The organism is Streptomyces sp. CB03234, assembly GCF_001905885.1.
In the GTDB taxonomy this organism is placed as follows: domain Bacteria; phylum Actinomycetota; class Actinomycetes; order Streptomycetales; family Streptomycetaceae; genus Streptomyces.
Genome location: NZ_LIYH01000002.1, coordinates 1,046,796 through 1,073,306, shown reverse-complemented (window position 1 = coordinate 1,073,306; position 26,511 = coordinate 1,046,796). Strand labels below are relative to the sequence as shown.

At 73.6% G+C, this 26,511-nt stretch carries 17 protein-coding genes; 5 read left to right on the top strand and 12 right to left on the bottom strand.

All coding sequences use genetic code 11. The annotated features are described in order from the left end of the window. Positions 1-16: 16 nt before the first annotated feature. The 3 genes from AMK26_RS11810 to AMK26_RS11800 form a co-directional block, all read right to left on the bottom strand. Positions 17-784 carry an enoyl-CoA hydratase/isomerase family protein gene (locus AMK26_RS11810; protein WP_073754464.1) on the bottom strand — a complete coding sequence of 256 codons (768 nt, stop codon included), beginning with the start codon at positions 782-784 and terminating at the stop codon, positions 17-19. 84 nt (positions 785-868) lie between these two features. Further along, positions 869-2,134: a L,D-transpeptidase gene (locus AMK26_RS11805; protein WP_079277545.1), complete on the bottom strand. Its 1,266-nt coding sequence runs from the start codon at positions 2,132-2,134 to the stop codon at positions 869-871. A gap of 319 nt (positions 2,135-2,453) precedes the next feature. Beyond that, positions 2,454-3,656, bottom strand: coding sequence for a L,D-transpeptidase (locus tag AMK26_RS11800; protein WP_107420922.1), 1,203 nt, complete (start codon positions 3,654-3,656; stop codon positions 2,454-2,456). A gap of 197 nt (positions 3,657-3,853) precedes the next feature. Here AMK26_RS11800 and glgX point away from each other — a divergent pair, with 197 nt between their 5' ends. Further along, entirely contained in the window at positions 3,854-6,136 is a 2,283-nt protein-coding gene (gene glgX / locus AMK26_RS11795; RefSeq protein ID WP_073754462.1) for a glycogen debranching protein GlgX, read from the top strand. Here the strand turns inward: glgX and AMK26_RS11790 are convergent. The 4 genes from AMK26_RS11790 to AMK26_RS11775 are packed head-to-tail and all read right to left on the bottom strand — an operon-like array spanning position 6,133 to position 9,687. Then, positions 6,133-6,789: a response regulator gene (locus tag AMK26_RS11790; protein WP_073754461.1), complete on the bottom strand. Its 657-nt coding sequence runs from the start codon at positions 6,787-6,789 to the stop codon at positions 6,133-6,135. The two genes, glgX and AMK26_RS11790, sit on opposite strands and share 4 nt — an antisense overlap. After that, positions 6,782-8,020 (bottom strand): sensor histidine kinase, encoded by a 1,239-nt coding sequence (locus AMK26_RS11785; protein WP_073754460.1) that lies wholly within the window; start codon positions 8,018-8,020, stop codon positions 6,782-6,784. Before AMK26_RS11785 ends, AMK26_RS11790 begins: the two co-directional genes overlap by 8 nt. 21 nt (positions 8,021-8,041) lie before the next feature. Beyond that, entirely contained in the window at positions 8,042-8,776 is a 735-nt protein-coding gene (locus AMK26_RS11780; protein ID WP_073754459.1) for an ABC transporter permease, read from the bottom strand. Then, positions 8,773-9,687: an ABC transporter ATP-binding protein gene (locus tag AMK26_RS11775; RefSeq protein WP_073754458.1), complete on the bottom strand. Its 915-nt coding sequence runs from the start codon at positions 9,685-9,687 to the stop codon at positions 8,773-8,775. Before AMK26_RS11775 ends, AMK26_RS11780 begins: the two co-directional genes overlap by 4 nt. 152 nt (positions 9,688-9,839) lie before the next feature. Between AMK26_RS11775 and AMK26_RS11770 the strand changes: the two genes are divergently transcribed. The 4 genes from AMK26_RS11770 (at position 9,840) to AMK26_RS11755 (ending at position 16,694) form a co-directional block, all read left to right on the top strand. Further along, positions 9,840-11,636, top strand: coding sequence for an ABC transporter ATP-binding protein (locus AMK26_RS11770; protein ID WP_073754457.1), 1,797 nt, complete (start codon positions 9,840-9,842; stop codon positions 11,634-11,636). Between the two features lie 161 nt (positions 11,637-11,797). Beyond that, complete coding sequence (locus AMK26_RS11765; RefSeq protein ID WP_073754456.1) at positions 11,798-13,723, top strand: ABC transporter ATP-binding protein; 1,926 nt, start codon at positions 11,798-11,800, stop codon at positions 13,721-13,723. A 53-nt stretch (positions 13,724-13,776) separates the two neighbouring features. Beyond that, positions 13,777-14,379 (top strand): flavodoxin family protein, encoded by a 603-nt coding sequence (locus AMK26_RS11760; protein ID WP_073754455.1) that lies wholly within the window; start codon positions 13,777-13,779, stop codon positions 14,377-14,379. Between the two features lie 269 nt (positions 14,380-14,648). Continuing rightward, a complete protein-coding gene (locus tag AMK26_RS11755; RefSeq protein ID WP_073754454.1) occupies positions 14,649-16,694 on the top strand; it encodes a M4 family metallopeptidase in 2,046 nt (681 codons plus the stop codon). Here the strand turns inward: AMK26_RS11755 and AMK26_RS11750 are convergent. Genes AMK26_RS11750 through AMK26_RS11730 form a run of 5 tightly spaced genes read right to left on the bottom strand, consistent with a single transcriptional unit; the run spans position 16,675 to position 26,510 of the window. After that, complete coding sequence (locus AMK26_RS11750) at positions 16,675-17,208, bottom strand: flavin reductase family protein (RefSeq protein WP_073754453.1); 534 nt, start codon at positions 17,206-17,208, stop codon at positions 16,675-16,677. The genes AMK26_RS11755 and AMK26_RS11750 overlap by 20 nt on opposite strands. After that, on the bottom strand, positions 17,205-17,648 hold the full coding sequence (locus AMK26_RS11745) for an acyl-CoA thioesterase (RefSeq protein ID WP_073754452.1): 444 nt from the start codon (positions 17,646-17,648) through the stop codon (positions 17,205-17,207). Before AMK26_RS11745 ends, AMK26_RS11750 begins: the two co-directional genes overlap by 4 nt. Then, positions 17,645-23,611 (bottom strand): type I polyketide synthase, encoded by a 5,967-nt coding sequence (locus tag AMK26_RS11740; RefSeq protein WP_073754451.1) that lies wholly within the window; start codon positions 23,609-23,611, stop codon positions 17,645-17,647. Before AMK26_RS11740 ends, AMK26_RS11745 begins: the two co-directional genes overlap by 4 nt. After that, the gene (locus tag AMK26_RS11735) at positions 23,608-24,576 is read right to left on the bottom strand and encodes an enediyne biosynthesis protein UnbU (protein ID WP_073754450.1); all 969 of its coding nucleotides are present in this window, start codon (positions 24,574-24,576) and stop codon (positions 23,608-23,610) included. The genes AMK26_RS11740 and AMK26_RS11735 overlap by 4 nt, the downstream gene beginning before the upstream one ends. After that, positions 24,573-26,510, bottom strand: coding sequence for a CRTAC1 family protein (locus AMK26_RS11730; RefSeq protein WP_073754449.1), 1,938 nt, complete (start codon positions 26,508-26,510; stop codon positions 24,573-24,575). The genes AMK26_RS11735 and AMK26_RS11730 overlap by 4 nt, the downstream gene beginning before the upstream one ends. Position 26,511 lies beyond the last annotated feature (1 nt).

Below are 26,511 nucleotides of genomic sequence, written 5' to 3'. Positions count from 1 at the left end.
GACAACTCGCTCCCCTCTAGAGGAACTTGGCCTTGCCCGGTCCCTCCTCCACGAAGCTGCGCATCCCGCGCTCCCGGTCCTCGGTGGCGAACAGCCCGGCGAACCAGTTGCGTTCCACGGTCAGGCCCGTGTCGATGTCCGTCTCCAGGCCCGCGTCGATGGACTCCTTGGCCGCCCGCAGCGCCAGCGCGGGCCCCTGGGCCAGCTTCGCGGCCCACGCGTGCGCCTGCTCGTACACCTTGGCCGCCGGTACGACCCGGTCGACGAGCCCGATCGCGAGGGCCTCGTCGGCCTTCACATGGCGGCCCGTGAAGATCAGGTCCTTGGCCTTGGACGGGCCGACGAGGCGGGCCAGGCGTTGCGTACCGCCCGCGCCGGGGATGAGGCCCAGCAGGATCTCGGGCTGGCCCAGCCGGGCGTTCTCCCCCGCGATGCGGAAGTCGGCGCACAGCGCCAGCTCGCAGCCGCCGCCCAGGGCGTATCCGGTCACGGCGGCGACGACGGGCTTGGGGATGCGGGCGACGGCGGTGAACGAGTCCTGCAGGGCCTTGGAGCGCAGCACCATGGCCGCGTGGTCCATCGCCTGCATCTCCTTGATGTCCGCGCCGGCCGCGAACACCTTCTCGCCGCCGTACAGCACCACGGCACGGACGTCGTCGCGACGGGCCGCCTCCTCGGCGAGCTCGCGCAGCCGGTCCTGGGTGGCGATGTCCAGCGCGTTCATCGGCGGGCGGTCCAGGCGGATGGTGCCGACGCCTTCGGAGACTTCGAGAGTGACTGTCATACGGGGCAGGTTAGCCGCCGTTAACGACAACGGGCCCGGTGCTGTCGGTCACATCCGAAAGCCCGGGCCCGTACGTACCAGGCGTTACGCGATCCACTCCGACCAGGGCATGTTCCAGCCGTTGAGGCCGTTCTCGGGCTGGATCTGCTTGTCCTTGGAGTTCTTCACGACCACCACGTCACCGATGATCGAGTTGTTGTAGAACCAGGCCGCCGGGGTCGATCCGTCGTAGGCGCCCCGCACGTCCCGCAGGCCCACGCAGCCGTGGCTGACGTTGGCCGAGCCGAAGGTGCCCGCCGACGCCCAGTAGTTGCCGTGGACGAAGGTGCCCGAGGTGGACAGGCGCATCGCGTGCGGCACGTCCTTGATGTCGTACTCGCCGCCGAAGCCCACGGTGGCGCCGTTCATCCGGGTCACCTTGTACTTCTCGCTGATGACCATCTGGCCGTTGTACGTCGTCGTGGACGGCGCGCCCGCGGTGATCGGGATCGTCTTGATCAGCTTCCCGTCACGGACGACCTTCATGGTCTTCGCGCTCGCGTCGACCGTGGAGACCTGGCTGCGGCCGATGGTGAACTTCACCGTCTTGGCCTGCTTGCCGTAGACGCCCGGGCGGCCCTCGACGCCGTCCAGGTTCAGCTGCACGGTCACCTTGGTGCCCGCCGCCCAGTACTTCTCGGGGCGGAAGTCGAGACGGTCGTTGCCGAACCAGTGGCCCTCGATCGGCACGGACGGCTCGGCGGTCACCTTGATGGCCTTCTCCACGGCCTCCGGGTTGGTGATGCCCCGGGTGAAGTTGATGGAGACCGGCATGCCGACGCCGACGGTCGAGCCGTCCTCCGGCGTGTAGTGGCCGATGAAGGTGTTCTTCGGTACGAGCGTGGTGAAGGTGGTGTCCTTCGCCGACTCGCGCCCCTCGGCGTCCTTGGCGACCGCGTGGACCTTGTACTTGGTGGCCGCGGCCAGGTGCCGCACCGGCTCCCAGCTGGTGCCGTCCGCGGCCAGCTTGCCCTCGACCTGGTTGCCCTTGGAGTCGGCCACGGTGACCGTGGTCAGCTTGCCCTTCTCGGCGGTTACCTTCAGGGCGCCGCTCGTGGCGACCGACGCGGCACCGTCCTTGGGCGTGATGGTCACCACGGCCTGCGAGGCCGCGTTCTCCACCTTCCCGCCGTCCTTGCCGCTCTTTTCCCCGCCCTTGCCGCTGTCGGCGGCCCCCGATCCACCGCACGCCGTCACCAGCAGCAGCAACGCCCCCAGCACCAGGGCCAGCAGACCCTTGCCCGCCCCGGTTCCACGTCCACGCCCGGCACCCACCCCGGCCGATGCACCCGATATCGGCTGCACGTTCACTTCGCTGTTCTCCCCTCGCACGGCCTGGCCCCGCCACGGCCCGCACCCCCGCACGCCCACTCGCGCGTGCACCGCGATAGATAATCACACCGCGGGCGCGCCCGAGCGCCCGCGAATGTCACCGTTCAGTCCCAACTTGTCCAGGACCGGGGCGGGCCATGCCGGAACGTGCCGGAACGGCGAGGGTCGGCCAGGGCCGATGGGGTCGGCCGGGGCGGCCGGCCGGGGGCAACCAGGCCGCCGGCCGGGGTCAGACGGGGCCGCCGGACACGGCCAGCCGGGGCGGCCGGACAGGGTCAGCCGGGGCGGCCGGACAGGGTCAGTGCAGGGCGGAACCGGCCTTCCACCGCTTCCAGTCCATGTTCCAGCCACCCAGGCCATTGTCGGGAGAGACCTTCCGGTCGGTCGAGTTGACCACCTCCACGACGTCCCCGATCAGCGTCCGGTCGAAGAACCAGCCCGCCGGGGAGTCCGCGCTGCCGCCCTTCACATCGCGCAGCCCCACGCACCCGTGACTGACGTTGGCCTCGCCGAACGTGGAGGCCGGCGCCCAGTAGTTGCCGTGCAGGAACGTCCCCGAGTCGGTCAGCCGCATCGCGTGCGGCACGTCCTTGATGTCGTACTCGCCCTTGCCGTTCTTGTCCTTGAAGCCCACCGTGGCGCCGTTCATCCGCGTCACGTCGAACAGCTCCGTCACCACCATCTTCCCGTTGTACGTGGTGGTCTTGGGCGCCCCGGCCGTGATCGGCAGCGTCGTGACGAGCCGGCCGTCACGCCGTACCTCCATGGTGTGCTTCTCGGCGTCCACCAGGGAGACCTGGGAGCGGCCCACCGTGAAGCCGACCCTCTTGTGCTGGATCCCGTACACCCCCGGCGCCCCCTCCACGTCCCTCAGCCGCAGATCGACGGTGACCCCGGTGCCGGGCTTCCAGTACGCGCGCGGACGGAAGTCCAGGCGCTCCTTGCCGAACCAGTGCCCCACCACCTCCACCGGCGGCCGGGAGGTGACGCGGATGGCGCGCTCGACGGCCGCGCGGTTCTCGATGGGCCGGTTGAAGGAGAAGGAGACGATCATGCCGGTGCCCACCGTCGAGCGGTTCTCCGGCTTGAAGTAGCCGATGAACCGGTGCTCGGGGACCGCGGTGGTGAACGTGGTGTGGCGGGCCGAGCGCCGCCCGTGCGCGTCCAGCGCGACCGCGTCCACGCTGTACTTGGCGGCCAGCGAGAGGCGCGTACCGGGCGCGGGGCGCCAGCGCAGCCCGTCCTCCGAGATCGCGCCCGCCACCTCCTCCGGCTGCGCGTCCTCGACCTTCACGACCCTGACCCGCTCCAGCCGCCCGCTGGGCACGCGCACCTCCACCCGGCCGTCCGGGGCCACACCCCTGGCCCGGTCCTCCGGCATCACCCGGATGGTGTCCTCGGGCGACCGCCCCTTGCCGCCCATGCCGAGGTCCAGACCGCCGTCACCGGTGCACCCGGCCAGCCCCGCCAACAGCCCTGCACATGTCACGGCAGCGGCCATGCCGAGCCCTGCCCGCTTCAGTACGTGTCTCACGATGCGACCAACGACTGCCACCCTCCAGGGGAAACGTGAGTGCGGGTCATGTTGGGAGCGAGGCAGTCCGGGCAGAACAGGTGGAGGACCATGTGCGGGGCCGCGGCCGGGACGCCGCGGCCTCGCAGCAAGCCGGGACCGGACGAGCCGCAGGAGGCCGGCAGGTGTCGAGCGCAGCCGAGCAGCAGGCAGTGCAGGATGCGGTGGGTGAGGCGACTCCGGACGGGAGGCCCGCCCCCGCCCCCGCCCGGGCCCGGCCCCACGGGCTGAACGGGCTCCCCCGGGATCCCGACACTCCCGTACCACCCGTCTGGCCGGGCGCGTCCACGCCGCTCGGCGCCCGCTTCCGGGCCGGGCCGGGCGGTGCCACGGGGACGAACTTCGCGCTCTGGGCGGGCGGGGCGGAGGCGGTCGAGCTGTGCCTGTTCGACGCGGACGGCACCGAGACCCGGCTGCCGCTGACCGAACTGACCCACGAGATCTGGCACGGCTTCGTCCCGGGCGTACGGCCCGGGCAGCGGTACGGCTACCGGGTGCACGGCCGCTGGGACCCGTGGACGGGCGCCCGCTGGAACCCGGCGAAGCTGCTCCTCGACCCGTACGCGCGCGCGGTCGACGGCGACTTCACGCTGCCGCCCGAGGTGTACGGCCATGTGCGGGACTGGCCCGAACAGCATGTCGCCGACACCGTGCGCGACACCCGCGACTCCGCCCCGTACGTCCCCAAGGGGGTCGTCGTCCACGATGACGACGACTGGTCCGACGACCGGCGGCCCAAGACGCCCTGGGCGGACTCGGTCATCTACGAGGTGCACGTACGCGGCTTCACCCAACGCCACCCGGGCATCCCCGAGGAGTTGCGCGGTACGTACGCGGGCCTGGCGCACCCCGCCGCGATCGAGCACCTGGTGTCGCTCGGGGTGACGGCGGTCGAGCTGCTGCCGGTGCACCAGTTCGCGCACGAGGACCACCTGCTGCGGCGCGGGCTGAAGAACTACTGGGGCTACAACTCCATCGGCTACTTCGCGCCGCACGCCGCGTACAGCGCGTCGGGCACGGCGGGGCAGCAGGTCGGCGAGTTCAAGCGGATGGTCAAGGCGCTGCACGCGGCGGGTATCGAGGTCATCCTGGACGTGGTCTACAACCACACCGCCGAGGCGAGCGAGCTGGGACCCATGCTGTCGCTGCGCGGCATCGACAACCGCGGCTACTACCGGCTGGCCGCCGACGCCCGCCGGTACGCCGACTACACCGGCTGCGGCAACACCCTGCACGTCGTCCAGCCCCATGTGCTGCGCCTGATCACCGACTCGCTGCGCTACTGGGTCACGGAGATGGGCGTCGACGGGTTCCGCTTCGACCTGGCGGCGGCGCTGGCCCGCTCGATGCACGACGTCGACATGCTCTCCCCGTTCCTCGCGACGATCGCCCAGGACCCGGTGCTGCGGCGCGTCAAGCTGATCGCCGAGCCGTGGGACGTGGGCAACGGCGGCTACCAGGTGGGGGCCTTCCCGCCGCTGTGGACCGAGTGGAACGACCGCTACCGGGACGCCGTTCGCGACTTCTGGCGCGGCGCCCTGCCCGACGTACGCGACCTCGGCTACCGGCTGTCCGGGTCCAGCGACCTGTACGCGTGGGGCGGACGGCGCCCGTACGCCTCCGTCAACTTCATCACCGCGCACGACGGCTTCACGCTGCGCGACCTCGTGTCGTACGAGCGCAAGCACAACGAGGCCAACGGGGAGGGCAACCGGGACGGCACCAACGACAACCGGTCGTGGAACTGCGGCGCCGAGGGCGAGACCGACGACCCGGCGATCAACGCGCTGCGGCGGCGGCAGGTGCGCAACCTGCTCACCACCCTGCTGCTGTCGACGGGCGTGCCGATGCTGGTGGCGGGCGACGAGATGGGCCGCACCCAGGGCGGCAACAACAACGCCTACTGCCAGGACAACGAGACCGGCTGGGTCGACTGGTCCCTGCCCGGGCAACCGGGACCGCGCGGGCTGCTGGACCTGACGTCCCGGCTGCTGGCGCTGCGCCACGCCCACCCGGTGCTGCGGCGCCGGGCGTTCTTCTCGGGCCGCCCGCAGGGCGCGGACGGGCTGCGGGACCTGGCGTGGTTCACGGCGGCGGGCGCGGAGATGACGGAGGGGGACTGGTACGCCCGGACCGCGACGATCGGGATGTACCTGTCGGGGCGGGACATCCCGGGCCGGGACGCGCGCGGTGAGCCCATCACGGACGACAGCTTCCTCGCGGTCCTCCACGCGGGCGCCGAACCGGTGGACTTCCGCCTGCCGGGCCCGCCGTGGGCGGGCGCGTACGAGCTGGTGGTGGACACCTCGCGGGAGGAGCAGGCGGAGGCGCCCGGGACGGTGCACCCGGGCGGGGAGGTGGTGACGGTGCCGGCGAGGGCGGTGCTGCTGCTGAAGGTGCGGGACTAGGACGAGCCGAGGATCCCGCGCTCGTACGCCACGGCGACCGCCGCGGCCCGGTCGCCCACGCCCAGCTTGCCGTAGATGTGGGTGAGGTGCGTCTTCACGGTGGCCTCGCTGATGAACAGCTCGGCCGCGATCCGCCGGTTGGAGGTGCCCTTGGCGACGAGTTCGAGGACCTCCCTCTCGCGGGCGGACAGCGCCTCGCCGCCGGGGCCGCCAGGCGCGTTCGGGGTCCGGACGGCGGAGACCAGGCGGGACGCGACGGCGGGTGACAGGACGGTGCGGCCGTCGGCGGCGGCGCGGACGGCCGTGAACAGCTCCTCGCGCGGGGCGTCCTTGAGGAGGTAGCCCGTGGCGCCCGCCTCGATGGCGGGGATCGTGTCGGAGTCCGTGTCGTACGTCGTCAGGACGAGGACCTTCGCGCGGGCGCCGTGCCGGGTCAGCTCCCGGATCGCGTCCACCCCGCCACCGCCCGGCATGCGCAGGTCCATCAGGACGACGTCCGGGTCCAGGCGCATCGCACACGCCACGCCCTCGACACCGCCGGACGCCTCACCGAGCACCTGGAAGCCCGGCTCGGTGGTGAACATGCCGCGCAGACCGTCCCGTACGACGGGATGGTCGTCGACGATCAGCAGGGTGATCAGGCGGTCAGTCATGGGGCACCAACGGTACGCGAGCCGACACCGCCGTACCGCCGCCCGGTTCCGATTCGACCGACACGGTGCCCGCGATGCGGGCGGCGCGGGCGCGCATGCCGTCCAGGCCGAAGCCGCCGGTGCCGGAGCGGGGCGGCAGGGCGGCGGGCCCGAAGCCGTGGCCGTCGTCGCGTACGTCCAGGGTGACCTCGTCGCCCATGTAGGAGAGGGTGACGCCGGCGCGGGAGGCGTGCGCGTGGCGGGCGGTGTTGGCGAGGGCTTCCTCCGCGATGCGGAGGAGCGTGGCGGCGACCTCGTCGTGCAGGGGTTCCTCGGTGCCGGTGACGGTGAACCGGGCGGTGACTCCGGTGCGTTCGGACCAGTCGGTCACGGTCTTGTGGAGCGCGTCGGGGAGGGTGTCGTGCTCCAGGGCGGCGGGGCTGAGGTTCTGCACGGAACGGCGGGCCTCGCCCAGGCTGTGACGGGCCAGTGCGGTGGCGCGCTCCAGGTGCACGCGCGCGAGGCGGGGGTCCGGGGCGGCGGTGACGACCTGGAGCTGGGCGATGATGCCCGTCAGGCCCTGGGCGATCGTGTCGTGGATCTCGGCTGCCAGGCGGCGGCGCTCGTCGGCGACGCCCGCCTCCCGGGCCTGCACGAGGAGCTGCGCGTGCAGGCCCGCGTTCTCGGCGAAGGCCTGTTCCAGGCGGGCGTTGGCGCGTTCCAGTTCGGCGATGGTGGCGGCCCGCTCGGCGGTCCGCTCGGCCTCCTTGTCGCCGAGGTGGGCGAAGACCAGGGCCAGGCAGACGTTGAGCACGAGCAGGGCACCGAACAGCGCCCAGTGGAGCGGTGTGACCGGCGGCAGACCACCGGACTGGGCGCCGGCCATGGTGACGGCGGTGGCGAGGAGCCCCAGGCGAGCCCGGCGGGCGGGCAGCAGCCGCCCGGCGTCGAAGTAACCGACGACGGCGAAGATCGAGATCGAGAAGAGCGGGTTGAGCCAGGTCAAGGCGCCGGCGAGCACGGTCCGTACGGCGAAGTACATCTGCATGCGTGCCGTGTGGTCCGGCTCCGGCGCGCCCCACCACACCTGGAGGGCGAGCGTGGCGACGACGAGGCCCCCGGCCACGTACATCTCCGGCCGTGTCATGAAGAAGTGCGCGGCGGCCGCCCCGATGGCGGTGGCCAGGGCCAACAGGCCGTAAGGGCCCCAGCGGTGGAGCTGGTCCCAGCGTTCCTCGACGGTCGTCGTCATGCGGCCAGTCTTCCTCGCGGATCATTCCCAGCGGAACCAGCGGGCGGCCGTCCACGTCAGCAGCGCGGTCCACAGTGCCAGCACGCCCAGGTGCGTCCAGCCGGGCCAGCCGCCCGCCGCCGCGTTGTCCAGCGCCCCGGAGGCCGCGCCGAACGGGGTGAGGTGGACGATGCGCTGGAGGGTGTCCGGCATGGCCTGCACGGGCACCCACACGCCGGCGGTGAACATCGTGGGGAAGAAGACCGCCGAGCCGACGGCCGTCGCGACCTTCTGGGTGCGGGAGACCGCGCAGACGGCCGCGCCGAGCGCCAGGGCCCCCGCGACGGCGAGGAGCAGCGCCAGGGCGTACCCGGCGGGCTGTCCGGGGAGGCGTACGCCGAAGGCGGCCCGGCCGACGGCAACGACCAGAACGGCCGAGACCAGCGCCACGGCGGCGTGGACGACCAGTTGGGCGGCCAGGAGGGCGGAGGGGCGGACGGGCGTGGTGGACATGCGGCGGAGGATGCCGCGTTCCCGGTAGCCGGCCAGGACGGGGGGCATGGCCTGGAGCCCGGCCATGGTGAGGGCGAAGAGGACGGAGACGGGGACGTACAGGTCGATGACCCGCAGCCCGCCGAGGTCGTCCGACGCCTCCCGGAAGCTGGGGACGAGACCGAGGATCACCAGGAGGAGGGTCGGGGAGACGGTCACCCAGAACACGGAGCCGGGTTCGCGGGCGAACAGGCGGGCCTCGGTCTTCAGGACGGTGGTGTTCATCGGTCGGCTCCCGTGGTGAGGTCCAGGAACGCGTCGTCCAGGCTGGCTTCGGTGACGCGCAGTTGGTGGGCGGTGATGCGGTGGCGGGCGAGCAGTGAGATGACGGCGTTGACGGTCTCGTCGGTGCCTTCGACGACGACCCGGCCTTCCTGGGTCTGTACGGAGGCGGCGTGCGGGAGCGCGGTCAGCTCCCGGTCGTCGAGCGGGCCGGAGGGCGTGAAGGAGATGACGGTGGAGACGGTGGCGCGGCGGATCAGCCCGGCGGGGGTGTCGAGCGCGGCGACCCGCCCCTTGTCGATGACGGCGATCCGGTCGCAGAGCCGCTGGGCCTCCTCCATGAAGTGGGTGACGAGCAGGACGGTGACGCCGCTGTCGCGTACGTCCTCGATCAGCGCCCACGTCTCACGGCGGGCGCGCGGGTCGAGGCCGGTGGTCAGCTCGTCCAGGACGACGGCCTTCGGGTTGCCGATGAGGGCGAGGGCGATGGACAGCCGCTGCTTCTGGCCGCCGGAGAGCGTGGCGTAGCGGGCGGTGAGGTGATCGGTGAGGCCGAGCCGTTCGGCGAGGGTGCGCCAGTCGGCGGGGCGGGGGTGGAAGGAGGCGTACAGCTCCAGCGCCTCGCGGACGGTGAGCTTGGGCTGGAGCTCGCTCTGCTGGAGCTGGGCGCCGAGGAGCCGGGTGACCTTGTCGTGGTCGGCCACGGGGTCGAGCCCTGCGACGCGTACGGTGCCGGCGTCGGGGACGCGGAGCCCTTCGACGCATTCGACGGTGGTGGTCTTCCCTGCGCCGTTGGGGCCGAGGATCCCGAAGATCTCGCCCTCCGCGACGGCGAAGGAGACGTCCGCGACGGCCGTCCTGCCGCCGTAGGCCTTGCGCAGCCCGTTCACTTCCATCATGTGGGTCGTCGACATAGGACGAGCTTGCTGGTGGGGCCGGGTGCGCCACATCGGCCGTCCCGCTCGGACCGACATCAGCCGATCGATTGATGCCTGGGTACGACCGTTGACGAGATCGGGGAAAAGCGAGTGAGCGATGTCAGTGGCGAACCGTAGGCTCGCTGCTGATGTCGGAACAGGGTGCAACGACCAAGGACCGTTCAGCCGTTCGCACATTGCTGCGGCTGTGGCCGTACGTGCGTCCGGTGCGGGCACGGGTGGGGACGGCGGCGCTCGTCGCGGTCGTGGCGTCCTGCCTGGGCCTGGTCATCCCGCTCGTACTGAAGTGGATCGTGGACGGGCCGGTGGCCGGACGCGACCCGGGAGGGGTGTGGTGGGGGGCGCTGCTGGTGCTGGCGCTCGGGGTCGGGGAAGCGGTGCTGTTCGGGCTGCGGCGGTGGCTGGTGGCGCGGCCGCTGGCGGGTGTCGAGGCGGCGATGCGCGCGGATCTGTACCGGCATCTGCAGCGGCTGCCGATCGCGTTCCACGACCGGTGGCCGTCGGGGCAGTTGCTGTCGCGGGCGACGACGGATCTGTCCCTGATACGGATGTTCCTGGCCTTCCCGCTGACGTTCCTGTTCGTCAACGGCGTGACGGTGGTGGTCGGGTGCGGGCTGCTGCTGGCGCAGGACTGGTCGCTGGGGCTGGTGCTGCTGGTGCCGGTGGCGCCGCTGATCGCGGTCTGTTCGCTGTTCGAGTCGCGGTACTCGCTGGTCGCGCGGCGGGCGCAGGACCAGGTCGGTGACGTGACGACGGTCGTCGAGGAGAGCGTGCTCGGCATCCGCGTCATCAAGGGCTTCGGCCGCCACCGCAGCCAGGCGGAGGCGTTCCGCGCCCTGTCGGAGCGGCTGCGGGGCACGGAGCTGGGCAAGGCGCGGCTGCTGGCGGGGATATGGGCGGTCATCACCATCGTGCCGGAGCTGGCGGTGGGGGCGGCGCTGGTGCTGGGCACGGTGCAGGTCGCGGACGGCGGGCTGTCGGCCGGGACGCTGGTGGCGTTCCTGTCCACGGCGCTGGCGCTGCGGTGGCCGGTGGAGTCGATCGGGTTCCTGCTGGCGATGAGCCAGGAGGCGGCGACGTCGGTGGAGCGGTTCTTCGAGGTGATGGACGAGGCGGAGGAGGACGCGGAGGAGGACGCGGGCGGGAGCGGCCCGGTCGCGGGAACGCCGCCCGGCGGTCTGCGCTTCGAGAACGTGTCGTTCCGCTACCCGGACGCGCCCGAGGGCGCGCCGCCGGTGCTGGCCGGGGTCGATCTGGTCGTCCGGCCGGGCGAGACCATGGCGCTCGTCGGTGCCACCGGCTCGGGCAAGACGACGCTGACGGCGCTCGTGCCACGGCTGCACGAGGTGACGGGCGGGCGGATCCTGCTGGACGGGGTCGATGTGGCGGCCATGTCCCGCAAGCGGCTGCGGGAGCTGGTGTCGGTGGCGTTCGAGGAACCCACGCTGTTCTCCGCGAGCGTGGGCGAGAACGTCCTGATGGGCGCGGGCCCCGGGGGCGCGGGTGAGCCGGAGCTGCGGCGCGCCCTGGAGGTCGCCCAGGCCGGCTTCGTACGCGACCTGCCGCAGGGCGCCGCGACCCAGGTCGGCGAGCAGGGCCTGAGCCTCTCGGGCGGCCAGCGCCAGCGCCTCGCCCTGGCCCGCGCGGTGCTGGGCCGGCCGCGGTTCCTGGTGCTGGACGACCCGCTGTCGGCGCTGGACGTCCACACGGAGGCGCTGGTCGAGGCGGCGCTGCGGGACGTTCTGCGGGACACCACCGCCCTGGTCGTGGCCCACCGCCCGTCCACGGTCATGCTGGCCGACCGCGTCGCCCTCCTCTCGGCAGGCCGCATCGCGGCGGTCGGCACCCACCAGGAACTCCTCCGGGACAGCCCGGAGTACGCCTGGCTCATGTCGGGAGCCGAATCGACGGACGGTGCACGATGACGGACACGGTCGGTGGAACGTCCCCGACGCCCCCTGAGGACTCCCCGGTGGACAGGGCCCCGGACGGGCTCGCTCGGGCAGCGCACGGCGAGGCCCCGGCACCAGACACGCCCACCGAAGGCCGTCCGCCCTATGATCCCCACCACACGGACCCGCCGGACATGCGCGGGGCGCCCGGCGCGGGCGGGGCGCCCGGCCCAGGTGGGGCACCCGGCGCGGGAACGGCGTCCGGCGCAGGGGCGGCCTCCGGACCGGGCGGGGAGCCCGGCGCGGGCGGGGCGCATGACACCGGGGTGAGGGACGCGTTCGACCGGGACGATCTGCCCGTGGCCGAGGGGGCCACGCGGGCGTTGTTGCGGTCGTTGCTGGTGCCGCGCCGCGCCCGGGTCGTGCTCGCCGCCGTGTTGCTGCTGCTCCAGCAGGCCGCCGTACAGGCCGGGCCGCTCCTCGTCGCGTACGCCATCGACCGCGCCGTGCCCGCCCTTGGGCGCGGCGACCGGGGCCCGCTGATCGCCGTGGCCGTGGGGTACGCGGTGTGTGCGGCGGGCGCGGGGCTGCTCCAGTACGGGTTCATCCGCACGTCGGCCCGCGTCAACCAGGACGTCCTGCTCGATCTGCGCGGGCGGATCTTCCGGCACGCGCAGGCCCTCAGCATCGACTTCCACGAGCGGTACACCTCCGGCCGGCTGATCTCCCGCGCCACCACCGACGTCGAGTCGTTGCGCGAGCTGCTCAGCGAGGGGCTTCAGGAGCTGATCGGGGTCCTGCTCTCCTTCGCCGCCATCTCCCTCCTCCTGCTCTGGCTGGACCTGGGCATCGGCGCGGTCGCGGTGGCCTCCTTCGTCCCCCTGTACCTGCTCGTACGGGTCTACCGGCGGCGCGCGGCCGTCGCGTTCAGTGCGCGCTCGACGGCCATCGCCGCCGTCATCGTGACGTTCGCGGAGACGATGAACGGCATCCGGCCGGTGCGTGCCTTCCGTCGGGAGCGGGCCAACGACGCGCGGTTCCAGGCGCTCAACCGCCACCACGAGCGCCGCAACGGCGACGCGATACTGGAGATGGCCCGCTATGTCGTCGGCTCCCGGCTGGTCGCGAACACGGCGGTCGCCGGCATGGTCCTGTGGGGCGCCTACCGGGTCGCGTCCGGGACGCTCGCGCTGGGGGTGCTGGCGGCGGCCGTGCTCTACATGCGGCGGCTGTACGACCCGATCGACCGGCTCGCGATGTTCCTCAACTCCTACCAGTCGGCGGCCGCCTCGCTGGAGAAGATCGCCGGGCTCCTCGCGCAGACCCCGACGGTCCGGGAGCCCGCCGCGCCGAAGGAGCTCCCGCCCCGCGCGGGCAACCCGGGCCGTGAGGTGGTCTTCGAGGACGTCCGTTTCGCGTACCGCACGGGCGGCGAGGTGCTGCCCCGCTTCGGGCTGACGATCCCGGCGGGGCAGACCGTCGCGGTCGTCGGTTCGACGGGCGCGGGCAAGTCGACGCTCGCCAAGCTGCTGGCCCGCTTCTACGACCCCACCGGCGGCTGGGTCCTGCTCGACGGCGTCGACCTCCGGGACCTGGCGACTCCGGAGCTGCGGCGCGGAGTGGTGATGGTGACCCAGGAGGCGTTCCTGTTCTCCGGGACGGTCGCGGAGAACATCGCGATCGGGCGCCCGGACGCCACCCGCGAGGAGATCGAGCAGGCCGCGAAGGCCATCGGCGCGCACGACTTCATCGCGGGCCTCCCCGACGGCTACGACACCGACGTACGCAAGCGGGGTGGCCGTATCTCGGCCGGCCAGCGCCAACTGGTCGCCTTCGCCCGCGCCCTGCTCGCCGACCCGGCGGTACTGATCCTCGACGAGGCGACCAGCTCCCTGGACGTCCCGGGCGAACGGGCCGTGCAGCGGGCCATGGACACCGTGCTGCACGGCCGCACGGCCGTGGTGATCGCCCACCGGCTCTCGACGGTGGAGATCGCCGACCGGGTGCTGGTGATGGAGGGCGGCCGGATCGTGGAGGACGGTCCTCCGGCCGAACTGATCAGCGGCGAGGGGCGGTTCGCGAGTCTGCATCGGGCATGGCGCGACAGCCTGGTGGGGTAGACCGGTTCGGTTTGGCGGAATATCCGTGCACGTGCATGGAGTTGGAAGCAGACATGACCACCGATGCCGCACGTACCGACCGCTCGTTCCTCTTCGTCCTCGGCAGCTCCCGCACCGACGGCAACACCGAGATCCTCGCCCGCGCCGCAGCCGCGCAGTTGCCCGTCGGCATACCTCAGCGCTGGGTGGATCTGGCCCAACTGCCGTTGCCCGACTTCCAGGACGGGCGGCACGAGACCGACGCCTGGCCGGCCGGCGAGATCGAGGAGGGGTTGCGGCGGGCCACCCTGGAGGCCACCGACATCGTCATCGCCTCGCCCCTGTACTGGTACACCCTCTCGGCGCAGACCAAGCGCTACCTCGACTACTGGTCGGGCTGGCTGAAGGTGCCCGGCCTGGACTTCAAGGAGCGGATGGCGGGCCGGACCCTGTGGGGCGTGACGGTCATGGCGCACGACGAGGAGGTCGTCGCCGACGGGCTGGTGACCGCGCTCAACAACTCGGCGGCGTACATGGGGATGCGCTTCGGCGGGGTGCTGTTCGGCAATGGTTCGCGGCCCGGGCAGGTGCGTGACGACGAGCGGGCGATGGTCCGCGCCAAGAGCTTCTTCCAGGGCGAGGCCCCGCTCGCGCGCTATCCGTACGAGGTGCGGTAACCCCGGCGCGAGGGGCCGGGTGGCCGGCCCCTCGCCGAAACGTCCGCTCAACGAACACGGGTTTTCGGGCAACGGACGAATTCCGGCCAATCTATTGACGCGCTCCTGACAGGAAGCCATTACCGGCGCCACTCTTACCCCGTTCTCCGCACCACGTGTTCGACATGCGTTCTTCCGTTCGGCCCGCACATGTTCCGCGCTCGTTCAGGCTGCTCCGACCGGCCGGCCCACCCAGCCGTCCCGGTACCCCCCTCGCAAAAGGAGTCTGCGTGAGATCCACGCCCAGCCGTCGCGCCACCGCGACAGGCGCTCTGATCGCCGCCGCCGCCATGCTCGCCGTGGGCGTGCAGACCGGTGCCGCCACCGCCGCCGACACCCCCGCGGCCCCGTCGGCCCCCAAGGCCCAGGCGGCCGGCAAGGCCGACCCAGGCGCCCTGCCCGCCGACCTCTCCCCCGCGCAGCGCACCGCGCTGATACGCGCGGCCGAGGCCACCAAGGCCGACACGGCCAGGGAACTCGGCCTCGGCGCCCAGGAGAAGCTCGCCGTCCGCGATGTCGTCCAGGACCGCGACGGCACCACCCACACCCGCTACGAGCGCACCTACGCCGGGCTCCCCGTCCTCGGCGGCGACCTCGTCATCACCGAGACCAAGGCCGGGCAGACGCAGGCCGTCAGCAAGGCGTCCCGGGCGGAGCTCAAGGGCGTCGACACCACCGCGGACATCGCCCCGGCCACCGCCGAGAAGCAGGCCCTGACCGCGGCCCGCGCCGAGGGCTCCAAGGCGACCGACGCCGAGCGCGCCCCGCGCAAGGTGGTCTGGCTCGCACAGGGCAAGCCGGTCCTGGCGTACGAGACCGTCGTCGGCGGCCTCCAGCACGACGGCACCCCGAACGAGCTGCACGTCGTCACCGACGCCACCACGGGCGCCAAGCTCTTCGAGTGGCAGGCCGTCCACAACGGCACCGGCAACACCCAGTACAGCGGCCAGGTCACGGTCGGCACCGCGCAGTCGGGAAGCTCGTACACGCTGACCGACACCGGCCGCGGCAACCACCGGACGAACAACCTCAACCGCGGCACCTCCGGCACCGGGACACTGTTCTCCGGGCCCGACGACATCTGGGGCGACGGCACCCCGCAGAACCTGGAGACGGCCGGCGCCGACGCCCACTTCGGCGCCGGGGTCACCTGGGACTACTACAAGAACGTCCACGGCCGCTCGGGCATCCGGGGCGACGGTGTCGGCGCGTACAGCCGCGTCCACTACGGCAACGCGTACGTCAACGCCTTCTGGCAGGACAGCTGCTTCTGCATGACGTACGGCGACGGGGCGAACAACGCCCGGCCGCTGACGTCCATCGACGTCGCCGCCCACGAGATGACCCACGGCGTCACCTCCAACACCGCCAAGCTCGTCTACAGCGGCGAGTCCGGCGGCCTGAACGAGGCGACCTCCGACATCTTCGCCGCCGCCGTCGAGTTCTACGCCAACAACGCCCTGGACAAGGGCGACTACTACGTCGGCGAGAAGATCGACATCCGGGGCAACGGCACCCCGCTGCGCTACATGGACAAGCCCAGCAAGGACGGCTCGTCGAAGGACTACTGGTACTCCGGTATCGGCGGCATCGACGTGCACTACTCGTCAGGACCGGCCAACCACTGGTTCTACCTGCTCTCCGAGGGCAGCGGCACCAAGACCATCAACGGCGTCACCTACGACTCGCCGACCTCCGACGGCCTGCCCGTCACCGGCATCGGCCGCGACAAGGCCGCGCTGATCTGGTACAAGGCCCTCACCACCAAGTTCACCTCCACCACCAATTACGCCGGCGCCCGCACCGGAACCGTCGCGGTCGCCACCGAGCTGTACGGCGCCGGCAGCGCCGAGGTGAAGGCCGTCGAGCACGCCTGGGCCGGTATCAACGTCGGTTCCCGCCCCGGCGGCGGCGACCCCGGCACCGGCAAGACCTTCGAGAACACCGCCGACGTCGCCATCCCGGACAACGGCGCCGCCGTCACCTCCACGGTGAACGTCACCGGCATCGCCGGCAACGCCCCCGCCGCGCTCAAGGTCGACGTCGACATCGTCCACACCTGGCGCGGTGACCTGGTCGTGGACCTGGTGGCCCCCGACGGCACGGCGTACCGGCTGAAGAACTCCAGCAGCAACGACTCGGCCGACAACGTCAAGGCCACCTACACGGTCAACGCCTCCAGCGAGGTCGCCAACGGTGCCTGGAAGCTGCGCGTCCAGGACGTCGCCGCGCAGGACACCGGCTACATCAACAGCGTCAAGCTGACCTTCCCGTAAGCCTGGAAGGATGGGAACGAGCGCCCGGCGGCACTCCCTGTGCCGCCGGGCGGTCGTGCGTACGGCGGTGGTGGAGCAGCGGCGTACGGTCCGGATCATGGGCGCTGTGCACCACCCGCCCCACCAGCAGCGTGTGGTCCCACACGTCATAACAGCTGTCGACGGCGCAGACGACCCTTGCCGCCGCGCCCGTCAGCACCGGCTGGCCGTCCTGCACCGCCCACGGCACACCCACGAAACGGCGGCACGGGGGCTCCTCCGCGAACCGCCGCGTCAGGTCGCGCTGCTCCCAGCTCAGCACGTTGACCGCGAAGGCACCGACCCGCCGGATCTCGCGGGCGGTGCGACCGGACGCGGACAGGGACACCAGCAGGCCGGGCGGGTGCAGCGAGAGGGACAGGACGGCACTGGCCGTGCAGCCGACCGGGCCGTGGCGGGCGGAGGCGGTGACGACGGTGACACAGGTGGGCATGTGCGCCATCGTGGCGCGGAAGGCGTCGGCCTCGGGATTCATTCCGGGCTCCTGTACGGGGCGAGCGCGGCGCGCAGTTCGTCCGGCACCGGAACCGGCCGCATCCCCTGCCCGGTGCGGCGCATGCACGCCACGGTCTGGCCGCCGCGCGCGACGAGCTGCGGCACGGCGGAGTTGACGCGGTAGTAGTCGAAGCCCATGCCGACCTGGTGGTCGCCGCACGCGGTCAGCGACATCCGGATGCCGACCCGGTCCATGGCGTACAGCTCGCTGAAGTACGCGCAGTGGCAGTCCACCGTCACCAGCGCCAGCCCGCCCCGCAGCGCCCGCATCACCCCCGGCGCCCGTTCGGCGAGGAACCGCTCACGGCAATGACCCTGCCAGCGCAGGTAGTTGGTGAAGTAGACGTTGCCGACGAGGTTGGTCTCCTCCAGCGTGACCAGATGTTCGTACGTGTACGTGGGTGTCGTCACCGTCGTCATCGGCCGCCCTCCCGGCTCCTCAGCACCGCCACCGCCACCGGCCCCTCCACCTGGGCCACCCGTACGACTCCGGAGGCGATCAGGGCGTCACCGGAGCGCATCAGGACCCACCCGCCGTCGAAGACGCCGCCCAGCGACAGCGGCGCGCCCGGCGGGCGGCCCGCCTTGGCCAGGCACTCCACCGCCGTCCACACCCGGGTGGCCGCCACCTCGAACGGCTCGCCGCTCTGGCGCCGCAGCAACGCGGCGAGGGCCAGGTGGTCCGTACCGAGCAGCCGCCGCCAGACGTCCTCGCCGCGCGCGGCCACGGCCTCCCAGTCGCAGGCGACGTCACCATGAGCCCCGCTCTCGGTCTGGAGCACCAGTCCGTTCAGGTGGCTGCGGGACAGGCCGGGGCGCGGGCGGCGCGCTGCCGGGGACCGTTCACCGGGCCGGACCGTCACGCGCAGTCCGCCGCCCAGGCCGAGCGCCGCCGCCACCCGCTCCAGCAGGACGGCCAGCAGAGGACCCGGCCAGGGGCGCTCCCCGCGCGGCAACGGGCCCACGTCCCTCAGCCGCAGGCCGCGCCACCGGACGACGGGACGGCCCGAGGCGTCCTGGCCCTCCACGTCCCACACGTACTCCCCGTCCGCGGCCGAGATCTCGGTGCCCCGCACCCGCTCCACCGGTCCGCCCCCCGGCCGGACCGTCAGCGACTGGGCGGCCACCGGCAGCAGCCGGCGGTGCGGCACGCAGGCCTGCAGCGCGTGCAGCGTGGCGTCGTTGGCGGACGGATCCCCCAGCAACGGCCCGGCGAGCGGCGCCCGGAACCACGGGGCGGGCCCCCCGGCGCCCAGGGTGGCCAGGCAGCCGCGCGCGGAGGGCGCGGCCAGGCTCCGCACCCGCCGGAAACGGCCGGTGTGGAAGTACAGCGGCCCGTACAGCTCGTCGGCGTACAGTTCGTCGGCGTACGGCGGCGCCTCGCCGCTCGTCGCGGGCTGCGGGTGGTGTCCGTTCGGGGAGGGCGCCGCGAGCGGGAAGACCGCGCGGAAGTGGTCCACGCAGAAGTCGTCCTCGTCACTGCGCAGTACGGCCTCGACGCGGTCCCCCCGGTGCAGCGCGCACACCCGCACCGTGCGGGACCCCTCCTCCGGTACGGTCACCGGGCTCGCCCAGGTGATGTCGCGGGCCCCGTACAGCGGCCCGCCGGCCACGGCGGAGGCCACCTGGGCCAGGGCCTCCAGCCCGAGGACGCCGGGGAGCCAGACGAGGCCGTCCAGCCGGTGGCCGGCCAGGTACGGGTCGGTGCCGAGGGCGAGCCGCGTCTCGGTGACCAGCTCCACGCCCGGGTAGTGGACGCGGAGGTCCTCCAGGAACCGCTGCGGCGGGCCGGGCACGGCGGGCACCGGCGCGTCCCGCCCGAGCCTGCCGTGCACGGCGACCGTCGGCGGCGCCCCGGTACGGGCCGCGAGGAGGCGCAGGAACAGGTCCACGCCCGTGTCGGGCGCGATCGCCGTGACGTCCTCGCGCGCCAGCGCGTCGAGCACGCCCAGGCGTACGCCCATGCCCGCGCCGGACCACACCGACCAGTCGACGTTCAGGACCCGGCAGTGCGGCGGCAGTTCGGCCGCCAGCCTTTCCGTCTCGGTACGCAGCAGGCCGTTGGCGAGGGCGTAGTGGCTCTCGCCGGGCAGGCCGTGACGGCCGATCACCGAGCCGAAGGCGGCGAGCAGCCGCAGCCGCTCGCTGGGCAGCGCCGCGAGGAGGTGGCGCAGCCCGGCGACCTTCACGGCGACGTGGGCCTCGGCGCGCGCCTCGTCCAGGTCGGCGAAGCGGGCCGGTTCGTTGATCCCGGCGGCGTGCAGGACGCCGGTGACCGGGTGGCCGAGCCGGTCGGTCAGGCGGCCAACGGCATCGGCGACCGCCGTGGCGTCGGTGAGGTCGGCCGCCTCGTACGCGACCCCCGCCCCCGCCGCGTCCAGCGCCGCCAGGTTCGTACGCAGCGTCTCGTCGTCCTCCGGCCGGGCCCGGCCGATCAGGGCGAGCCGCACACCGGTGTGCCGTGCGAGCGCCATGGCGCAGGTGTGGCCGATGCCCTTGCCGCCGCCGCTGACGAGCAGGACGTCCTCGGGGCCCAGGGGCAGCGGGCTCCCGGGGTGCGGCCCGGACTCGGGGAGCCGCAGGGCGTGTTCCGCCGGGACGTGCGGTGTGCCCTGCTCGTCGAGGACCAGCTCCTGGTAGCGGCCGGGTTCGGCGCCCGCCCAGCGGGTGGCGTGCCGGAGGCCCGCCTCGGTCGGCGGGACGCGGATCAGGGTGACGCCCAGGCCGGGGTGCTCCTTGTGGAGGCTGCCGAGGAACCCCGCGAGGGCGGTGTCGTGCGCCACGACGACCAGGCGCCCGGTGCGGAGCGCGGAACGGGCGGTGTCCAGGAGGCGGGCGATCGGGGGCGGGCCGGGGGTTTTCGGTACGTACAGCAGTTCCGTGTCCTCGCCGCTGGCGGCGCCGTACAACTCCTTCGCGCGTACGGCGAGGTCCCCGTCGCCCAGCACGGTGGTGCGCCATCCGGCGCTGGGCCGCGGCAGGGCGCCGCGCCCCGCCGGGCGCAGCCGTTCGGTGAAGCAGCGGACCCAGGTGTCGACGCCGGTGGCGACCGTGTCGGGCGCGGCGTCGCCGGCGGAGGGCAGCGCGTCGAGGGCTTCGACGAGGTCGCGCACCCGGGCGTCGGCCAGCGAGAGCGGGGCGGCCGGCGGGCGGCGGCCCATGCGGTGCGCGGCGGTGGCGGCGAGCTGGGTGACCGTGAGGGACGTGAGGTGCAGGTCGGTCAGCAGGCGGGTGTCCATGCCGATCAGCCCGGGGTCCAGTTCGGTGGCCCGCGCGAGGAGGTCGCGCACGGCGGTGGCGGTGTCCGGTGGGGCGGTGGTGGCGGTGTCCGGCGGTGCTGCCTCCGACGCGTCAGAAACCGGCTCCTTGAACGGCGGCGGCGCCGAGCACGGGCTGGCGAGGAAGGTCCTCTCCCGCCACAGGTCGATCGGCCGGGCCGCCCGGCCGGCCGTCAGCGCGTCGAGCCCCTCGCACGCCCCGGCGGCGAACAGGGCGGCCGCCGCGTGGGCGGTGGTCGCGGTGTCCGGGTCACCCGAGCCGATGGTGACCACGGGTACGCCGCAGCCCTGGTCGGCGAGGAGGGCGGCGAGGCCCTGGCCCGGCCCGCAGGCGCACAGCAGGTCGGTGTCCGGCAGGACGCCGCTGACCGCGTCCCAGAACCGCACGGGTGCGGTGACCTGGTCGGCGAGCAGAGCGGCCAGGTCGTCGTCCGGGGTGAGCGCCCTGCCGTGGACGGTGGACACCAGGCGGCGCACGGGCGGACGGAAGTCCACGGCGGCCAGCACCCGGCGCAGCGGCGGGACGCACGGCTGGACCGCCGGGGAGTGGAAGGCGTGCGACACGGGAAGCACCGTGCGGGCCACGCCCGCCCGCTCGGCTCGCGCCGCCACCTCCCGCAGGTCCGCCACCGGCCCGGCGACCACGACCGAGCGCGGGCCGTTGTACGCGGCGACGACGAGTTCGGTGCCCGCGCACAGCGCGCGCGCTGCCGACGCCTCCGTACGGAGGCTGAGCATGCCCGTCCCGGACGCGCCCAGGGCGGCCATGAGCGTGCCCCGCGCGCGGACGAGCCGGAAGCCGTCCCGTACGGAGAGGGCGCCCGACCACACCAGGGCGGTGACCTCGCCCAGGCTGTGCCCGACGGCGGCCGTCGCCGTGACGCCGAGGGCGTCCAGCAGGCGCAGACCGCCCAGCGAGGCGCGGTGGATGGCCGGCTGGGCCGTCCCGGTGCTCGTGGTGGCGGTCGGGCCGGGCGCGCCCTGGCCGGGGAACAGCAGGGTGACCCGGCCTCGTACGCCATGGCCGACCCACCCGCCCGGCAGGCGCGTCAGCCCCCCGGGCGCCGGTCCCGCCGCCAGGCAGGCGGCCACGGAGGCGGCCCGGGCGGCCAGTTCGTCGGGCGTGGCGGCGACGAGCGCGGCGCGGACCGGCCCGGCGGGCCGCTCGCGGGCCGACTGGGCGGCCAGGTCGTGGACCTCGGCGAAGGACAGCCGGGGCGCGACCTCGGCGACCCGCGCGAAGAACACCCGCAGTTCACCGGGGTCCGCCCCGGCGGCTGCGACGACGGCCTGCTCGGGCGCGGGACGCCGTACGGACAGGCCGACGCGCGGCACGGAAACGTCGGCCCGGGCCGCAGCCCCGGCGGCTCCGGGCACGGCCGGGTCGGCCCCGGCCACGGGCGCGGCGGCTCCGGCCACGGGCGCGGACACGGCGACTTCGGGCACGGCCGGGTCGGCTTCGGCTACAGGCACGGCTGCTCCAGCGGCTTCGGCCACGGGCCCGACGGCTTCAACGACCCCGGGCGCGGGCACGGCGGACCCGGCGGCCCCGGGCGCGGGCACGGCGGCCCGACGCTCGGGCACGGCAGCCCTGGGCGCGGGCATGGCGGCCCCGGGCGCGGACCGGCCGGCGTGACGCTCCGGCACGGCCGCTCCGGCCGCGCGTCCGCCCGCCGCGTGGCGTTGCCGTTCGGTGGCGGGCACCGGCTCTTCGGGGGCGGAGAGCACCAGGTGGGCGTTGATGCCGCCGAAGCCCATGGAGCTCACGCCGGCCAGGCGGGGCCCGGCCGGCCAGTGTTCGGGCCTCCGGAGGATCCGCAGCGGCGAGCCGGGGGCCCGCAGGACGGGGTGCGGGGTCTCGCAGCCGGTCGTCGGCGGCAGCACCCCGGTGTGCAGGCTCATAGCCGCCTTGATGACGCCCGCCGCACCGGCCGCCGCCTTGGTGTGGCCGATGTTGGCCTTGACCGTCCCGAGCGCCGCACGCGCGCGTGCGCCCTCCCGCAGCGCGGTCAGGGCGGTCAGCTCGACCTCGTCGCCGACCTGCGTCCCGGTGCCGTGCCCCTCGTGGAGCAGCACGTCCGCCGGGTCGGCGCCGGCCAACTCGTACGCGCGGCGCAGCGCGAGCAGTTGCCCGTCACGGGCGGGGCGGGTGATGCCGCCGTTTCCGTCGGAGGAGATGCCCCAGCCGCGGATCTCGGCGTACACGGGCAGTCCGGCGGCCCGCGCGTCGGCCGCCCGCATCAGCGCGAGCATGCCGCAGCCCTCCCCGGGCCAGAACCCGGCCGACCGCTCGTCGTACACGCGCATCCGGTCGGCGGCGAGCGCGCCGGTCTTGGCGAATCCGACCAGTTCGAACGGGTCCAGGCTCAGGTCGACGCCGCCCGCGAGGCCGAAGTCCACGCTGTGGTCCCGCAGCGCCCGGCACAGCTCGACGACGGCGAGCAGGGAGGACGCGCAGGCGCCGTCCACGGTGTAGCCGCCGCCGTGGAAGTCGAAGTGGTTGCAGATGCGGCCGGCGATCGTGTTGGACAGGGCCCCGGCGAGCGACTCCTCGGTCGTCGGCGGGAACGGCGCCAGGTAGCCGGCCGCTGCCCGGCGTACCACGTCGTCGCGTACGTCCCCGGTGATGTGGGCGGCCTCCAGGGCGGCGGCGAGGACCCGGCGTACGTACGGCCAGCGCAGCCGCAGCGTCCCGGCGCGGGTGGCGTCGCCGGTGAGGCTGTTGCCGAGGACGACGGCGACCCGGTCGCGGGCCAGGCCCGTCCCGCCGGGGAACCCGGCGTCCTCCAGGGCGCGGGCGGCGGTCTCCAGGGCGAGCCAGTGGGCGGGGTCGCCGGCCCGGTACACGGGGCCCGGGATGCGGAACGCCGACCGGTCGAACGTCCAGCCCTCCAGGACGGCCGCGTAGAGGCTGTACGTCCGGTCGGGGGCCGTGGGGTCGCGGTCGTAGTAGTCGTCGGCGTCCAGCCGTTCCGTGGGCAGGCGGCGGAAGGCGCGGCGCTGGTCGAGGACCGTCTCCCACAGCCGGTCCGGCCGCTCGGCGTCCGGGTAGCGGCAGGCCATGCCGACGATGGCGAGCGCGGGGCCGTCGTACGCGTCGCTCATCGTGACTCCGGCAGCAGCGAGGCGGGCCGTGCGGCGGCCGGCACCCGGGCCGGGGCCCGCACCGGCGTCCGCGCGAGGCGCTCGGCGGCCACCAGCACCAGCCCCCGCAGTACGCACGCGATCACCAGCGCGAAGAAGAGGCCGAAGACGATGTGGAACTGGACGAGCACGCCGTAGACGGCGGCGGTCGTCGCCCCGAAGACGGCCTGGTGGCGTGGGCGTGACGGGGTGGTGCCCGGGTCGGTGATCATGTAGTTGGTGAACAGGACGAACGCGACGCCCGTCATCGGCAGCAGCGCGCTCGCCAGGGAGATGTCCGTCAAAGCCCAGCGGATGACGCCCTGGGCCACGAATCCGCCCGCCCAGCCGGCGATCAGCGGCATCTTGTGCGTCAGCTTGGCGTTCAGCATCGTCCCGGCCGCGAGCACCGCCAGCGGGATCACCCAGTCCACGGCGCCGGAGGTCCATTCGGTGAACTGGTACGGGGGCGCGATGCCCACCCACGGGAACAGCAGCAGGACGAGGACGATGCCGGTGTTGCTGGGGTTGAGGATGTGCCGGGGGCGGCCGGCGACCCGCACCCTGACGACGTACTTGCTCGCCACGCCCGCGACGGTGGCCAGGACGGTCGGCATCAGCCGGTCGTTGGCGTACAGGAGCATCGCGCAGGCCAGGGCGGTGATGTAGGCGGGCAGCAGCAGGTCGACGACGGCGCCGGGGGAGCCGGCGGCGTACCAGGGGCGTACGCGGCGGGCGTGGGCGTCGACGGCGCCGAGCACGGCCTCGGCGGCCAGGCCGGACACCACGGCGACGACCGGGGTGAGGTAGGCCTGTTCGAAGCCCAGCACGGTGTGGCCGATGACGGTCAGTACGGTGATGGAGAGCCCGAACCGGCGCAGTGCGGCGCTGCGCGGGTCGTCGGGGCCGCCGAGCACGCGGCCCATCGTGCGGCTGAGTCCGTTCATCGTGCTGCCTCCTCGTCAAGGACCAGTTGGTGCCATCCCGGGCGGAGCGTCGTGGTGCGGGTGTGGACGCGGCCGTGGCCGTCGCGCCAGGTGAGGCGTACGGGGAGTGCGCGCGAGGTGGCCGTCTTGCCGAGCCCGAAGGTGATGTCCGGGGCGTTGACCCCGTTGTGGCCGTTGGCCGGGTACACCTGCTCGGTACGGACGGTGCCGTCCGGCAGCGTGACGGTGGCGGTGGCGCCGATGGCGGGCCGGGTGGCGCCGCCGGCGGCCGGCAGCCGCAGCCGGAGCCCCAGGGCGAGGTGCGCCGGGCCGGTGTTGCGGAACATCACCGAGGGAGCCCACTGGTTGGCCACCACGAAGTCGAGCCGGCCGTCCGCGTCGACGTCGCCGACCGCGAAGGCGCGGCTGACGGCGTCCGTACCGACGCCCACCTCGTCCGCCACATCGGCGAAGCGGCCGCCGGAGCCGGTTCCGGAGCCGGCTCCGGAACCGGCGCGTACGAAGAAGGTGTTGCGGTCGTGGCCGGACAGTTCGGTGCCGGCCGGGAAGTGGGGCCACAGCCGGGGGTTGTCCAGGATCAGGTCATTGGACATGGCCGTTTCCTGCAACTGGGCCCAGCTGTTGGTCCGTCCGGCGACGAAACCCGTGGCGTGCATGATTTCCGGGCCGCCGTCGTTGTCGAAGTCGGCCGCCTTCACGTCCCACGTCCAGCCGGTACGGGCGAGGCCCAGCGGCTCGCTGTCGTCGTCGTAGGGGGCGGTGCCCCGGTGGAGGGCGCGCCCGGCGGCAGCCGGGCTGCCGGCGGCGGTGAAGGCGAAGTTGCTCTCGTGCAGGGCGAAGTCCTCGGCGATGTTGGCGACCAGGATGTCGGGCACGCGGTCGGCGCCCAGGTGGGTGAAGGCCACGCCCATGCCCTTGAAGGAGTCCCGGCCCAGGACCTTGGACTTGGGGGTGGTGGCGTGCCGGACGCCGACCGCCTCGCGGAACCGGATGTGGCCGGGCGACGACTGGTTGACCAGCAGCTGGTCGGGGCCGAAGTCGTTGGCGACGTACAGCTCGGGGCGGTGGTCGCCGTCGAGGTCGTACGTCCCGAGGGCGAGGGTCCAGCCGCGTGCGGCGCCGGGGTCGAAGGCGCCCGGCACCTCGGTGAAGCGGGCGTCGGGGGCGGGGCCCCGGGTGGCGCCGGTGAAGCGCAGCAGCCGGTTGGTGCCGCCGTTGCGGGCGTTGGAGAGGGAGGCGTTCATCACGAGCCGGTCCGGCTGGTGGGCCGTGGGGTCCAGGACGCGGGCGCCGTCCGGGAAGTAGTTGCCGAAGACCAGGTCCAGGTGCCCGTCGCCGTCGTAGTCGCCGACCGTCGCGGCGTTGGTGTTCCACACGGCGCGGGGGCGGACGAGTTCGCGGGCCGTGAAGGCTCCGGCGGCCGGTGGCCGGCCCGCGTGGCGCATGAACAGGACGGGCGAGCGGCCCCAGTAGTAGACGATCACGTCCTGCCACCCGTCCTCGTTGAGGTCGGCGGGCAGGCACCCCATGGGCGCGGCGTACGCCGGCATGGTGGGCGCCGGCGGGCGGAGGACGAAGGGCGCGTACCGGCGGCCGGTGCCGGGCGCGGGACTGATGGTCACCGTGTCGGTGCGCGGGTCGACCAGGCAGATGTCCCGGGACACGCTGCCCCCGTCGGCGGCGAGGAGCGCCACCCCGGCGCCCACGGAGGAGATCCAGGCCGGGATGTCCTGGTACGCGGGGGCGACCGGGCGCAGGCTCCGGTCGCCGGCCCGGTGGGCGGGGGACACGAGGTGGGGGGAGAAGGCGAACCGCTGGGCGAGGCGGTCGCGTTGCGCGTCGGAGGCGGCGGGCGGCTGGGTGAGGTGCCACAGCAGCAGGCAGGCGAGGAGCGCGGTGATCCGGGCGAGGTTCCGGCGTACCAGTGCGGTCATG